Origin of the sequence: Fictibacillus aquaticus (assembly GCF_002245695.1) — a bacterium.
Taxonomy (GTDB): domain Bacteria; phylum Bacillota; class Bacilli; order Bacillales; family Fictibacillaceae; genus Fictibacillus; species Fictibacillus aquaticus.
On record NZ_NOII01000003.1, the window covers coordinates 512,495 to 526,815 of the forward strand.

The window sequence follows — 14,321 nt, forward strand, 5'->3', positions numbered from 1 at the left end:
ATTGGGGGTACGGTACCCTTTCAAACCGAAGCAGCAACAGCGCGGATTCTCCGAAAAGGTACCGTACCCCAAACACGGCATGCCGTACTCCAAGCCCTTCCTTCCCCGTTCCAAAACAAAAAAAGGCGGACCACCGTCCGCCCTCCTTACTTCATCATATACGCCGCCAGCAAAACTCCCACAAGGTTCAGCACCGGCAGTGCAATCCCCAAGTAGGTCCCGACTGATTTACGTGCTTTCGTTCCAATCAAGAATGCCGCTGCACCGCCAACAATCGCTACTAATAACTGACTCAGCGCACTGTCTTCAAAAAGTCCATAAGCGAACAAAACATTAAACAGCAAGGCACACACAATAACGTGAACCGACAGCTTCCAGGAAGGGAAAAAGCGGCGGACAACGAAATAACTTACATAAGCCAAAAGAGTTGTTATATAAACGAAAGGTATACCATAAAAAGTGACAACCAAATATGAAAATCCTAAATCACCATAATTGTTTTGTATTAACGGAAACGCCACTATAATAAGTAAGAAAGCAATATAACTCATGGACGAGCCTAAGAAATATGTAAGGTAACGAGAACTCTTGCTGTTCATTTACATCCTCTTTTCGGAATTATTTACTATATTATACATTTTAATAGATAAGGAGACTATACATGATTAAACTCATTAAAAAACAGCACAACGAACTTCTTTACTGGGAAGTATGGAATGATGGGAAGATCCTGACCGTTCATTACGGTACAGTCGGCGACCGCGGTGAAGCGGAGGAAATCAAACTTGGGATGTTTGATAAGCCTGAGAAAGAAATGAGCAGGCTTGCTCAGGAACAGATGGAGAACGGATACGAAGAACTGGATGAGGACGAATTGATAGAATTTGTTGTGCAGTTCAGCTACAGCGGGGATGAAACAAACGATCTTCTTGAAAAACGATATATGCTCGAAGACCTGATGAATGAAGGTCTTGGCTGGACAGGGAACGGCCACTGTGACGGCGGTGACATTGGCAGTGGAACGGCGAATATCTTCAGCTTCGTCATAGATCCCCAAAAAGCACTGCAAACAACAATGGAGGAGCTGCGAGAAAACGAGCTGCTCGACAATAATGTGAAGATTGCCTATGAAAATGAGGAAGAGGAATTCGTTGTTCTATATCCTAAAGGCGCAGAATTTGAATTGATGTAAAACCTAGTCGGGGTCCGGTACCATTGGTACCGGACCCCGGCTATTTATCAGCTAGTCCTTTTTCTTCCAACTTCCATAAAAAGTATCTTGATAACTTCCTATAAATGTAATACTATATTTTTCGTGAATAGTAATTTATTTGAAAGGGAGTATAGATTTTGAAGAAGGCATCTGCGGTTGTTTTATCCTTAGGACTAGTTTTAGGAGTTTCATCTGCAACACCTGAAACTGCTTCTGCAAAAGTAAAAGTTTTTAAGAATTGCAAGGAGATGAACAAGGTCTATAAAGGCGGAGTGGCGCGCACGTCTAAAGTGAAGAACAAGGGCGGCAAGACGAAGTACAAGCCATATGCTTCTAAAGCTCTTTACGACGCGAACAAGAGCCGCGACCGCGATAAAGATTTCATCGCTTGTGAGAGATAAGTAGATTTAAAGGCGCACAATTGAGGTGCGTCTTTTGTTATGCATCAGCACGAATTGAACAGTGGAGGAAAAAATGAAAAGAATATTTCAGTTAGTTTGCTGCATTTTACTATTAATCAACCTAGTCCCTTTGAACGCCAAAGCAGCGTACAATGACGTTTTTATTACCGACCCAAATGTTGAGCAGCAAATTAGAAACCAAATTGCCAAGCCGCAGGGCGACATAACAATAGAAGATATGCAGAAGGTGAACAGTCTAACGTTTTATGATAACTCAGACGACCTTCACATTATTTCATATGCTCAAAATTTAAAAAGTCTTGAAATAACCGCTGCTAATACTTCAAATTGGAGTTTTTTAAATAATTTACCCCTTTTAACTGATTTAACGATTTCAGGAACTAATTTTAAGGATTTTGCAGAAATAAAAAATTCTTTACACCTCAAAGTAATTAAACTTCCATTTAATGAACTGACAAATCTTAACGGGTTGGAGTATCTTGCAAATGTAAGTTTTCTTGACCTAACGAGTAACAAGCTTACTGATATTACACCGATACATAATGCAGCAAATAATCCGAACGTCCAGCTCAAATATCTTAACATCCTTGGTAATCCTATAAATTACAACGAAGACGCGACTTGGAATCAGCTTCATTACCTGATGCAGGAGGAGCAGGCAAGCGTGGATTATGCGTATAGTGATCAGCCTATCACCGGTTCCAGCGCACTTAGCGTGAACAATCCTGCTTTCGAAAGAGCCGTTAGGATGCAGCTCGCTGTTAAACCTTCTGCTGATTTAACAAGCCAGCACATTAAAGAGGCTAAAAAACTCAATCTGTCAGGGATCGAAGCGCCATTCAAAATAATTCCATTCGAAAACTTGGAATCTCTCCAGATGGGCAGCACGAATCCAGAAAACATCCCGTTTTCCGAAATCAGCAGCCTCCCTAAGCTGAAATCTCTTAATCTAAGTGATGCGATGCTCCAGGATATAAGTTTTATAGAAAACATCACTCAGCTGGAAGTGCTTAATCTAGGCAATCAGAATTTTATAAAAGACTTAACATCGCTTGCGAAGTTAACGAACCTTCAAGAACTAGAGCTGCCTGGTGACATGGGCGGACGCGCGATTACAAGCATTGATGAGCTGAAAAATATGCCGAATTTAACAAAGCTTAATCTCGGCAATAATCTGGTCCGCAATATTGAACCTCTGGCAGGTCTGACGCGATTAACCGACATTAACCTCGGGAGCAATCAGATCCGGGATCTCGGTCCACTCGTGGAAAACGTGATGAATTCAAACGGCCGTGAGAACATTGCCATTGAATTAGGGTTCAATCCTCTTGCTTTAAATAACATTCAGCAGCTAGAGGAACAGAACGTACAGCTTCAATATAACAACGAATACTACACTTATTTCGAGGATCTAGTTCCTACAGAGACGGAACCGCAGAACGGAGCTAAGTACGTTAATATTCATCAATTAATCAGTATTCCTTTTAACATTTTAAATCAAGTAGAGCCTGATCGGTCGTATGATGAAATTCAGCTGGTGGACGAGAACAACCATGTACTGCCGATTTTAAAAAGGATAAGAGACAACAGCCTGCAAATCAGCGCCGATCTCGAGCCAGAAACATCTTACAAACTAACGGTGCCTTGGGATGCCATCAGCCGTTCGGAGTCATTATTCAATTACAAAAAGACCTATCTGGAAGATGATATCGTCCTCTCATTCGAGACGGAGAGCGAACTAACAAGTCTCCAGTTAAACAAAGAATCATATGTCCTGACAAAAGGCGAATCAACAGAACTTACACTAACCGCGAATTATAAAAACGGGGAGCATCTGGACGTCACCAGTCGTTCGGAAATTACAACAGACAACCCCGCTGTCGCCAAGCTTGAAGACGGCAAGCTAAACGGCTATACGACTGGAATCACAAAAGTGAAGGCTGCGTATAACGGTTTTCAAACAGAAGCGGAAGTCAAAATAATTCCGCAAAGGCCGGTGGTAAACCCTGTTTCTGAGCATACGACCGAGATGGACGGAGTGGCTGAGACAGGAACAGAAGTGGTAGTGAAATGGGAAGATCACTTCCGTAGTGGCCCAACAGATCAAAACGGCAATTTCCACATATCCATTCCAGAGCTGCCAATCGGGACGGTCTTGACCGTGCATGCGACCGATTCATCCGGTTTAAATAGCGAGGAAGCAACGGTAACGGTGTATGACGCACCGCCGCCATCACCGCAAGTGAACATTTTTTCGGATATTGACACAACGTTAACAGGAAAAACGCTGCCTAATACTAGCATAGAGGTATATATTAACGGCACAATCTATACGGCTGAACCTGATTTAGAAGGGAATTTCAGCGTGGAAATTCCTATGCAGCCTGCAAGCGCCTCTTTTTATGTAACGGCTATTGACGAGGCAGGAAATAGAAGCGAACCAGCAGGTGTGTATGTCCGCGACAAAACACCGCCGATGAAACCTATCATTCAATCAAAGGTTGGAAATAACACAACAAAAATTACGGGGCTTTCAGATACGCATACAACGGTCTTTGCTTTTGTTGGAGAAAAAGAGATCGGCAAAGCAGTTTTAAATTATTTAAGGTCATTTGAACTTACAATTAAGGCTCAGCCTATGGGAACAAATATTGAAATTTATGCAGTAGACATATCTGGCAACAAAAGCGAAAACGCCATCGTGACTGTTTCCGACATTACTCCACCGCCGGCTCCATTCGTGAACCCGATTATGGATAACGAATTAACCGTGACGGGAAAAGCGGAAGCGAACTCGACTGTAACCGTTGAGTCATCTGGGGGAACGTACTTGTTTGGAATAGCCGTAGCCGATGAGAACGGCGATTATACGGTCACTTTGCCTTATAAGCTGCTTGCTGGCAGAGAGATTCAAGTTTCGGCTAAAGACGCTCAAGGGAACAAGAGTGCATTTACAAAGCTAAAGGTAACAGACAACACGCCTCCTGAACTTACACGTCTTGATGCTGTTTATGACTACCATACAGAGATAAAAGGCTATGTAAACGGTGCTTATAAAGTGACCGCACTTGCGGGAAATACCGTTTTAGGGACGGATACGAGTTACAATTCAAACGATCAAGACTTTTCCTATTCCATAACTGTGCCAAAACAAAAAGCAGATACGGTCATCACGGTGAGAGCGGTGGATAAAGCAGGGCATACACATGAAATGATTGTCACCGTTATAGACAAAACCGCACCAGCAGCGCCTGTTGTTGATCCAATCGACGATAACGATGAGATCATCACAGGAAAAACTGAACCGAATGCGAAAGTCGTAGTATCTTATCGCTCTGCCACAGCAACAGCTGATGGGAGCGGAAACTTTACGATTCCAATCAATACGTTACCAGCCGATTGGGTGGTTGAAGTGTATGCTGTGGATAGCGCCGGTAACAAAGGAACGACCACAAAAGTAACAGTAAAAGATGACACACCGCCTAAAATAACGGTTGAGCCAATAGGTGACAGCACGACTAATATCATCGGTAAGACAGAGATTCATACTACAATTGTACTTAAAACAGGAGATGTGGAGTTAGGACGTACCACATCAGATTCTTACGGTAACTTTTATATACCCATTACTAAACAAAAAGCAGGTACAGTTTTAACATTTTCAGCCGAAGACTCAGTCGGCTTTAAAAGTGCGGACTACACAATTACAGTCATCGATAATACAGCTCCGGCAGCTCCAACGGTCGCTGGAGTGCCGGACAGCTTTGACTGGATTGGCGGGTGGACAGAGCCTCAGGCGAAAGTCGAAGCTTTTATAGGCGAAACCTCGCTTGGCGAAGTGAAGGCAAGCGAGACGGGTGAATTTATCATTTACATCACTCCGCTGCCTGCGGGTACAGTAATCAAGGTGTACTCGACTGATATGTCAGGCAATAAGAGCAAGGCAGCAAGCGTTAAGGTATATGACATTACACCGCCTACAACGTTAAAAGTTAACCCTGTGGGTGATAATCAAGATTTTATTACAGGAAGTATTGATGAACCAGCTACTATTTATGTGAGGATTGACGCCGAGTATTTCATTATAGAGCGCGTAAATGCAGGCGAGTTTACAATCTATTTTAACGAATGGTTAGGAGCAGGAAGAGTTATTGAAGTCTTCGCAGACGACCTTGAAGCCAACCGCAGCGAAAGCGCCTTCGTTACCGTCGAGGACAAGACCGCACCAGCTGCACCTGTCATCAACACGGTCACGAACAAAGCCACAACAGTGACCGGCCGAACAGAGGCGAATGCAGATGTGGCGGTTACGGTCGGCGCTTCATCATACAAGGCAAAAGCAAAACCAGACGGCACGTTCAGCATTACAATTCCAATTCAAAATGCTGGTACGAAAATCACGGCAAAAGCAACAGATCTTGCTGGCAACACGAGCGCAGCAGCAGCTGCAACTGTGTCGCGGATCGCACCAAACCTGCCGGCGCCAGTCACAGTCACGAACAAAGCGGCGTATGTGACAGGAAGAGCAGATGCCAGCACAACAGTCACGCTGAAAATAGGCACACTAACATATACAGGCAAAGCCAGCACAACTGGAATCTACAAAATCACGATTCCAATCCAAAACGCCGGAACGAGCATTGCGATAACTGCCAAGGATTCAAGAGGCCTAGTGAGTGCACCGCGCTCCACAAAGGTCACGAAAGTCGCGCCGAACATGCCAGCTATGGTCACGGTCAGCAACAAAGCTGTGTATGTGCTCGGAAAAGCAGAAGCCTACTCATCTGTTGTGGTAAAAATCGGTACCAAAACTTATAATGGCAAGGCTAGCTCAACCGGAACGTACAAAATCACGATACCGGTCCAGAACGCTGGCACGAGCATTTCGATAACAGCAAAAGATAAAGCCGGAAACGTAAGCGCAGCGCGTTCGATCAAGGTCACAAGAGTCGCACCGAATATGCCGACAGTTAATACGGTGAAAACCACATCAACATCGGTTACTGGAAAAACGGAGAAATACGCGACCGTCACCGTGAAAATCGGCAGCAAGGTGTATTCGGCAAAAGCAACAAGCACGGGCAGCTTCACTGTCAAAATACCTAAGCAAAAGTATGGCACGAAGCTGTACGTCAACGCAAAGGACTCTAAGAAACAAGTCAGTGCAACAAAAATTGTTTCGGTAGTGAAATAACCTGCCATTTGGAACAGCAAAAAACTTTAGTAATAAATATCTATAACTTCAAAAAAATGGATGAATTTTCCTATGTATAGTGATACAATGAGTTGTGTAACTATACGATGAAAGGTCGGTAAGCCCTTTGAAAGAGCAAGATTTATTTCAACTGATCGCAATCAAGCGTAAAGAGTTATATCAACTGTACAACATCGCTAAAGAGATGACGGATTCACGGGTAGTGGCGTTGAGCCAAGAGTTAGACTCCCTCATTTTGAAGAGTCAAAACCAGCAGTTCGCTCAGCTTGCAGCCAAATAATAATCAACGAGACAAATATATATAAATAAAAAACTCGTCATACGTGGCGAGTTTTTTATTTATATTATGAAACCTTTTGTGCGTTTTAACGTAAAACGATTATAACAATATAGAAAAGACTTGGAGGAGCCTGTCACCAAGGGAGTAGTCTGTCCCTTGGTGGCAGGCTCTTTTTTGTGGAAAGGCGGTATTTATTATGTTAATTCTTCAGTTAGCTATTATTTTAATAGCATCAAAGGTTGCGGGAAGCCTCAGTGTTAGATTAGGGCAGCCATCGGTTCTTGGAAAGCTATTGATTGGGATCGTTTTGGGACCAAGCGTTTTAGGCTTAATTAACGAGACAGAAACCTTAGCAGAATTTAGCCAAATCGGGGTCATCTTGCTTATGTTTATTGCGGGGTTAGAAACAGATATCGAACAATTTAAGCGGACCGGAAAAGCGTCCACATTTGTCGGCTTAGGCGGCATAATTGTCCCGCTTTCATTAGGCTATTTAACAGGTATGACTTTAGGTCTATCCGTTTTCGAATCCTTGTTTCTAGGTTTACTGCTGTCAGCAACGAGTGTCAGTATTTCTGTTCAAGCGCTTAAGGAGATGAATCAACTAAAAACACGTGAAGGGACAACGATTTTAGGTGCCGCCGTCATTGATGATGTGGTGGTTATTATCGCTCTGGCCTTTTTAATGAGCTTTGCCGGCGGGGACGTCAACCTATCGCTGGTGATCTTGAAAAAGGTATTGTTCTTTGCCGGAGCCATCCTTGTTGGCTGGAAAGCCGTTCCTTGGTTCCTGAATAAGTTTTCTACGCTAAGAGTGACAGAAACCGTTATTTCATCCGCTCTAATCATCTGTTTTGTGTTTGCGTATCTAGCTGAATTTACAGGAGTTGCTGCAATCATTGGGGCATATATCGCTGGGGTGGCCATCAGTGTAACGAAATTCAAGCATGAGGTATTCGAGAAGATTGAAACGATCAGTTTTTCTGTCTTCGTGCCGGTATTCTTTACTTCTATCGGCGTTTCCGCTCAATTTAATGGGATTACGGAGAACCTAGGATTGATTGTTGTTCTAAGCATCATTGCGATTTTAACAAAATTAGTCGGTGCATCGGCTGGTGCTAGATTGTCTGGATTCTCTTGGAACAGCTCATTAGGAATCGGTTCAGCAATGGTTTCAAGGGGAGAGGTCGCCTTGATCATTGCGGCCATTGGCTTAGAAACAAAATTGCTCACACAAGAAATGTTTGCTGTCCTCGTTGTCGTCATACTGGTGACAACCATCGTGACTCCGCCGATGATGAAACGTTTTTTCACATCAAACGTTATGCAAAATAAGAACATAGCTTGAATGTAAAGACAGACCATTTCGCAGCTAGTGAAATGGTCTGTTGTTTTTTAATTTTTTCTCCGACGATAAAGATCCATGGATTTGTAGCCTTCGCCGATGATCGTTTCCATCTCGGCAAGGCGTTTTTGCTGCGTTTCCTCGCGTTTTGCGCTGTACACATAGCGCGCCCAGTCTTTTTGGTACCCGAACGTCAGGTCATTATACTTTTGTAAGAGCTCATCGTTTTTAGCCAAATATCGCTTAATATCCTCAACATGCACAATATAATCAGCCACACACTGGCTTTTTGCCGCACTTTTTGAAGCCTTTTTCTTAGCAGATTTCAATCCCACGACCGTAAACACATCGTTCAGGCTGACCATCCTAGAAAACTTCAGACTGCTCCCTGCCACATAGCCATCTTCATCGGGATTGAGCTCGCCGTAGAAACTGTCTCGCTCAATAAACTCCTTATACTGAGGGTTGTTCTTTTTCGGATAAGCAAAAAATACATAGCCGTTGTCCTCGACAAGCTGTTTGTCGATCAGCTTGCTCAGGTGCTCCTTCATTTCTTCAATGCTAAAAACAAAAATAAACACTAAGCTGTACTGATCCTTTTGAGCGACAGAATCATAATCGATTTCAGCAAAATCATCATTGTTAGCAGGCATATTCAAAATAAGTTTTGTCGGGTATTTAGCAAAATTCAGCTTTTCTGCTACACTTTTCGTCGAGTTTGCAGGCATAATGGTTCTCCTTCTCTTTTTTTCCATTTTAATAAAAAGAAGGATGCGCGGGCAATCTATAAATGAATTCCCAGTTATTATGCCCTGAAAAACGGTTTTATTATGACTCGTTTTAGCCAAAATATAAAGGTTCAGGCGACGGTCTGAACGCCATTTTACAGGGATGGGGTGCGGCTTAAAATGATGAACAGAAATATGATGGGCAGAAGCTCAAGCATGATGGGGAAGATCTGGCCAATGGTGGCAGCAGCTGGAGTCGGGTTTGCGGCTTATCAGATGTTCAGCAAAAGAGACGCTAGCATGAAGGACATGCTGCCGATCGCGACAGGCATGATGGGGATGTCTGGCGGAGAAAGCATGGCAGGTATGCCTAAAATGCACTAACATAACATGAATGCCTGAATAATGGCTAAGCCTGTTATTCAGGCGTTTAATTTATCTTGAAAATTGCATCCTAATAATACGACCAGCCAGAAAGGAGGAACATGCGTGAATTGGAGAAAATACATCATGATGTTCATGTCAGCTATCATGCTTTCCGGACTTTTAGTTGGCTGTAATGAGAAGCGTGATAATCAAGAGCCAGATCCTACGGAAGAGCCTTCTGAGGAGAAGAAGGAAAACAAGAAGAAGGATGAAGGAGAACCGGATCCGACGGACGAGCCTTCTGAAGAGAAGAAAGAAGAAGAAAACGAGAATAAACAGCAGTAACGGATTTTACTGCTGTTGAAAATTCTTCAAAACGTCCTACCTCTGGACGTTTTTTGTATGTTTACAAAAGCTTTGACAGATGCTTTTTCCCGTCATACTGTTTCAATTCTCTGTTCTCCGTTAACCTTTGAACAAAATCGGGATTGGCGAGCAATGGCCGGCCAAATGCTGCGAGGTCGATCGTGTTTTCATGAACTGCGTTACCTGCAAGAATTGGATTCAGGTTTCCAACTCCCACAATGATTCCATCCCAATATTTCCGAACAAGTTGATGAAACGTTTTGCCGTTAGAGATCACTTGATTAAAATGGTTGGTTGAAGGATGTAGGTTTTTAATCCCCACTTCTTTAAATACTTGTATGAACGTTTTTATGGCGGTTTCCGAATCTTCCCACATATAGTCCGGCACATCGTCTTTTAATGCAGAGAACCGAATCATCGTCCGATCAGCACCTGCCTCTTGCTTGACGGCCATCAGCACTTCCTTCATGAAAGTTAACCTTTGTGCCAAGTCTCCTCCATATTGATCGGTCCGTATATTGGATATGTCAGAATTGAACTGATCAATCAAATAACCATGAGCCCCATGAACCTCGACACCATCAAAGCCGGCGAGCATCGCGTTACGGGCTGCAAGCCTATATTGAAGAATCGTCTCTTTTATATCCTGAAGTGACATCTCTTCGGGCATGTCAAAAGGCTTCCCAAATCGGTGAACGTGGCCGATCGCTTTAATCGCTGACGGAGCTTGCGGCGGAAAACCACCTGTGATCTGATGGTGAGTAAGCCTGCCAACATGCCATAGCTGCGCAATAATCGTACCGCCTTCCTCATGCACCGCATCAGTCACCCTCTGCCAGCCCTCGATCTGAGCTTTTGTAAACAAGCCTGGCAGATTGAATGTCCCTTTTCCTCGAGAACTGATCACAATCCCTTCCGTAATAATCAGACCAACCCCATCTGCAGCTCGCTTTCGATAATAGTCAATAACATCCTCACCAACAACGCCTGTTTCGTCATCTGCAAAGCACCGCGTCATCGGCGCCATGCAAATACGATTCCTTAAATTCCAAGACCCGGCTTTAACAGGCTCTAGCAATCTGTGATACGCATGATCCATTTTGGCTGCCTCACTTTCTCCAACATGTTCTTATAAAAATTTTAATCAAAAATTGGAGCTTCTTACAGTGAGGATTAAATGAATACAGCGAGACTTTATTATAAAATAAAGTTAATATCTTACTTTTACAGTGATTTTAAAAGGAGGGGTGAATGATGGATGCTGTTGATAAAGAAATCTTGCTTCAGCTGCAGGATCAAGCTCGGATATCCATGACAGAGCTAGGAAAATTAGTTGCCCTGTCACAGCCGGCTGTTACGGAAAGAGTACGTAGGCTTGAAGAAAAAGGCGTGATCGACCATTATCGGACGATGATCAATCCTCAAAAAGTACACAAAAATACGACGGCTTTTCTCTTATTTCATACAAAGGATTGTGAGAAGTTCATTGGGTTTTGTGAGGAATCTCCTGATGTGATCGAACTTCACAGAATCAGCGGTCAGTACAATTATCTGCTAAAAGTCATAACCGAATCGAATCAATCACTCGAGGATTTTATTAACGCGAGCGGCAAGTACGGAGACTCCACGACTCTTATCGTGTTATCATCACCGATCTCGTTAAAGAATATTGTTCCGCTGGCAGAGTAATCATGCATCATTTAAAATGGATATATCAACCAAACAGGAGGTATTCCTATGAACAAGGTAATCTTTCCCGACCTCTCCACAGAATTTGGCTTTACGATAGAACGTGAGATGACAGCTTCCCCAGAGGTGCTTTTCCGCGCATGGACGAACTTTGACCTCTGGTTCGCCGCGCCCGGCACAACGCTGATGGAAGGCAAGGTCAACACCGTTTACTTTTTCGAGACGCACTTTGAAGGAAAGCGTCACCCGCATTACGGGCGTTTTTTGCGGCTGGAGCAAGATCGACTAGTCGAAATGACATGGGTTAACGGAGAGGGCGGGACGAAAGGCACCGAGACAGTTCTGACAGTTGAGCTTGAGCCAGCAGCTGGTGACGGAACAAAGCTTCGTTTGACACATAACGGATTCCCGGATGAAGAGGCAAAAGTGAGGCATGAGCAGGCATGGCCGCACGTTCTGGAGCATCTGGATAAGGTGATGACGGACAAATAAGGCTGACATGCTTGTCAGCCTTTTATGTTTTTGGCAATGGCTTTAGGCAAGTGGCATGAATCATAAAGTGAGCGGCGTAAAATATTAGTTTACAAGCGTGAATGCAAAGTGTTTTAAACTCCATTTAACCATTAGTTATGGGGTTAAAAACCTTTATTCCACAATCCTGTTACGTTTGCTGAAGGCAAGGTGCAGATCTCCCTTCTTGAAGAAATGCACCAGAGGGTTTAATGTGATTCCTGGCTTCCTACTATAAAATATTAACCCTCTAAAAAGGAACTATTTTTTGTATTGTGCGAAAATATGCTTTGCAACAGTATTCTTTAAATAGGTATATTGCTTTTCATTAGTATCCGAAAATGCTTCGTTTCTCGAAGAGGGAACATCTATGTACAGAATTTCTTCTTGAAATTGTGAAGCGGTTAAGTCATAGCGTTTCCCATTTATAAAGTTATAAAAATGCCAACCATCAGCTAACTTGGTTTTTAAAATTTCACCACCTACTTGATCGTGCACTACTAAAGCTGTGACACCACATTGTCCCTTTGCGGGGTTTTCCTTACTCCATTTAGAACTTGAGTTTATCGACCAAGAGTTCTTTAATGCCTTAAGGATAAATTCTATTTCTAACATTGAAGAGTCTCTCATAATAATATTTTCCTTATATTGTTTTATAATAAAAAACAGTAGATTCCAATTCTCCGTTTGAAGATTTAGCGTAAAAAGGGATTTTTCCGGCTTCATAATAGTTAAGCGAAGAATATAGAAGATTTGAAGGGTCACCTTCGCGAGTGTCGAGAACAATTAACGTCTTTCCCTCTTTACGCGCTCGTTCTTCTGCAAAGTTCATTAAACAACGGCCTATACCCTTTCGCCTATGTTTAGGGTGTGTCATGAGTTTGGCAATCTCAACTCTATGATTGCCATTTTGTTTAGTACATAGGTGTAGTTGGACAGTGCCCGCTATTTCATTCTCAATTTTTGCGACAAACAAGTAAACTTCTGGACTTATTACATTTCTCCAATAGATGTTTGCATCTTCTTGTTGCATTCCTGGTAAAAAGCCGATTGATGCACCGTCCTCTACTACTTGCAATAAAAGTTCAGACAGCTCATTAATATTATTTTTAATGGACTTCACTTGTTCTAATTGGATATCATAAATCAACATCATCACCCCGAGAATAATTTATTAGAATGTTATTTAGTCTGTGTTTTTTTAAATAATCTTCATGAATAATTCCATATATTGCACAATCTTTATATTGACCTTTGGCATTGCGAATCATATGTCTAATTGTTCCTTCTTGCTCCATTCCAACTTTGGCCATCACTTTTCCAGAAGCCGGGTTGTCAGTGTTATGTGCTGCGGTGATTTTGTGAATGTTCATATGTCGGAAGCCGAATTCCACAATCGCCCTTAATATTTCCGTTCCATACCCCTTGTTCCACCATTCGTATCCAATCGAATAACTTACCTCACAGTTTCCGGTGGTATTATCGAATTCATACAAATCAATTTCACCAATCAATTTACCGTCAGCTTTTCGCTCAACAGCCCACCAACAAAATTCTTTATTGGCATAATCACTTACTATCTTTGCTATCCTCTCGATTGTTTCTGAAACGGTAGTGTGTGCGGCATTAACTCTATTGTCTGATACCCGTTCGTCTGAAAGCCAGTGATCAAAAACATTTTGAGCATCAGATTGTTTCATCTTTCTAAGGATCAAACGATCAGTTTCTACTTTTGGTGTTCCTGTATAGTTAATCACTTTTTAAAAAATACACCCCTTCAATCAATGAACCTTAGTCTAAACTATCTCACTTTTTAAAATGTGGACGCATTTTTCAAAGTATTGTTCCTTGTAAATCCACTATTGTTTAATTTCCTTATAATCTTGCTTGAAAAGGTATAACTGGAAATCAGCTCTTACTTCATTCATATCAATTGCAATTGTTTTCAGTTGTCTCCTACAGCTTGCATTTTAATCGATCGTTTTTTCATAAGTTTAATCATTACTCTTTTAAACGGCTATTTTTACATAATCTACAATTTCTAGATGTTTCTAATAATTTCCTTCCTTACGACATAATGCGGCCCATTTGTAATTAATTTGAATGAATTGAATATTTCTGCGACGGCTTGGACGTGCTGTCCAGCCATGAGATGTTCTTAACCTATTAAAAGCTCGCGGCGACTGC

Annotated in this window: 15 protein-coding genes; 9 read left to right on the forward strand and 6 right to left on the reverse strand. The window is 42.4% G+C overall.

Going from position 1 to position 14,321, the window contains the following annotated elements; genetic code table 11:
- Positions 1–146: 146 nt before the first annotated feature.
- Complete coding sequence (locus tag CGZ90_RS12940) at positions 147–599, reverse strand: hypothetical protein (RefSeq protein ID WP_094252917.1); 453 nt, start codon at positions 597–599, stop codon at positions 147–149.
- Positions 600–661: 62 nt separating this feature from the next.
- Here CGZ90_RS12940 and CGZ90_RS12945 point away from each other — a divergent pair, with 62 nt between their 5' ends.
- From CGZ90_RS12945 to CGZ90_RS12965, 5 genes are all read left to right on the forward strand, one after another.
- The gene (locus tag CGZ90_RS12945) at positions 662–1,192 is read left to right on the forward strand and encodes a WGR domain-containing protein (protein WP_094252918.1); all 531 of its coding nucleotides are present in this window, start codon (positions 662–664) and stop codon (positions 1,190–1,192) included.
- Between the two features lie 158 nt (positions 1,193–1,350).
- Positions 1,351–1,614: an excalibur calcium-binding domain-containing protein gene (locus tag CGZ90_RS12950; RefSeq protein WP_094252919.1), complete on the forward strand. Its 264-nt coding sequence runs from the start codon at positions 1,351–1,353 to the stop codon at positions 1,612–1,614.
- Positions 1,615–1,687: 73 nt separating this feature from the next.
- Complete coding sequence (locus tag CGZ90_RS12955; protein WP_094252920.1) at positions 1,688–6,829, forward strand: Ig-like domain-containing protein; 5,142 nt, start codon at positions 1,688–1,690, stop codon at positions 6,827–6,829.
- Positions 6,830–6,956: 127 nt separating this feature from the next.
- Positions 6,957–7,130 (forward strand): aspartyl-phosphate phosphatase Spo0E family protein, encoded by a 174-nt coding sequence (locus CGZ90_RS12960; RefSeq protein ID WP_094252921.1) that lies wholly within the window; start codon positions 6,957–6,959, stop codon positions 7,128–7,130.
- A gap of 196 nt (positions 7,131–7,326) precedes the next feature.
- The gene (locus CGZ90_RS12965) at positions 7,327–8,478 is read left to right on the forward strand and encodes a cation:proton antiporter (protein WP_094252922.1); all 1,152 of its coding nucleotides are present in this window, start codon (positions 7,327–7,329) and stop codon (positions 8,476–8,478) included.
- Between the two features lie 47 nt (positions 8,479–8,525).
- Here CGZ90_RS12965 and CGZ90_RS12970 read toward each other — a convergent pair whose 3' ends face one another.
- Entirely contained in the window at positions 8,526–9,203 is a 678-nt protein-coding gene (locus CGZ90_RS12970; RefSeq protein ID WP_094252923.1) for a YdeI/OmpD-associated family protein, read from the reverse strand.
- Positions 9,204–9,383: 180 nt separating this feature from the next.
- Here CGZ90_RS12970 and CGZ90_RS12975 point away from each other — a divergent pair, with 180 nt between their 5' ends.
- Both CGZ90_RS12975 and CGZ90_RS12980 read left to right on the forward strand, forming a co-directional pair.
- Positions 9,384–9,587 carry a hypothetical protein gene (locus CGZ90_RS12975; RefSeq protein WP_094252924.1) on the forward strand — a complete coding sequence of 68 codons (204 nt, stop codon included), beginning with the start codon at positions 9,384–9,386 and terminating at the stop codon, positions 9,585–9,587.
- Positions 9,588–9,692: 105 nt separating this feature from the next.
- Complete coding sequence (locus tag CGZ90_RS12980) at positions 9,693–9,914, forward strand: hypothetical protein (protein WP_094252925.1); 222 nt, start codon at positions 9,693–9,695, stop codon at positions 9,912–9,914.
- 61 nt (positions 9,915–9,975) lie between these two features.
- Here CGZ90_RS12980 and CGZ90_RS12985 read toward each other — a convergent pair whose 3' ends face one another.
- The gene (locus CGZ90_RS12985; protein ID WP_094252926.1) at positions 9,976–11,034 is read right to left on the reverse strand and encodes an oxidoreductase; all 1,059 of its coding nucleotides are present in this window, start codon (positions 11,032–11,034) and stop codon (positions 9,976–9,978) included.
- A gap of 155 nt (positions 11,035–11,189) precedes the next feature.
- Between CGZ90_RS12985 and CGZ90_RS12990 the strand changes: the two genes are divergently transcribed.
- Entirely contained in the window at positions 11,190–11,624 is a 435-nt protein-coding gene (locus CGZ90_RS12990; protein ID WP_094252927.1) for an Lrp/AsnC family transcriptional regulator, read from the forward strand.
- A gap of 48 nt (positions 11,625–11,672) precedes the next feature.
- Positions 11,673–12,116, forward strand: coding sequence for an SRPBCC family protein (locus CGZ90_RS12995; RefSeq protein ID WP_094252928.1), 444 nt, complete (start codon positions 11,673–11,675; stop codon positions 12,114–12,116).
- A 279-nt stretch (positions 12,117–12,395) separates the two neighbouring features.
- On the opposite strand, the gene CGZ90_RS13000 is transcribed toward CGZ90_RS12995, so the two are convergent.
- Genes CGZ90_RS13000 through CGZ90_RS13010 form a run of 3 tightly spaced genes read right to left on the reverse strand, consistent with a single transcriptional unit; the run spans position 12,396 to position 13,891 of the window.
- Positions 12,396–12,749 carry a YunG family protein gene (locus CGZ90_RS13000; protein ID WP_379675035.1) on the reverse strand — a complete coding sequence of 118 codons (354 nt, stop codon included), beginning with the start codon at positions 12,747–12,749 and terminating at the stop codon, positions 12,396–12,398.
- Between the two features lie 28 nt (positions 12,750–12,777).
- Positions 12,778–13,287 (reverse strand): GNAT family N-acetyltransferase, encoded by a 510-nt coding sequence (locus CGZ90_RS13005; RefSeq protein ID WP_379675168.1) that lies wholly within the window; start codon positions 13,285–13,287, stop codon positions 12,778–12,780.
- Positions 13,274–13,891, reverse strand: coding sequence for a GNAT family N-acetyltransferase (locus tag CGZ90_RS13010; protein ID WP_094252930.1), 618 nt, complete (start codon positions 13,889–13,891; stop codon positions 13,274–13,276). Before CGZ90_RS13010 ends, CGZ90_RS13005 begins: the two co-directional genes overlap by 14 nt.
- Positions 13,892–14,321 lie beyond the last annotated feature (430 nt).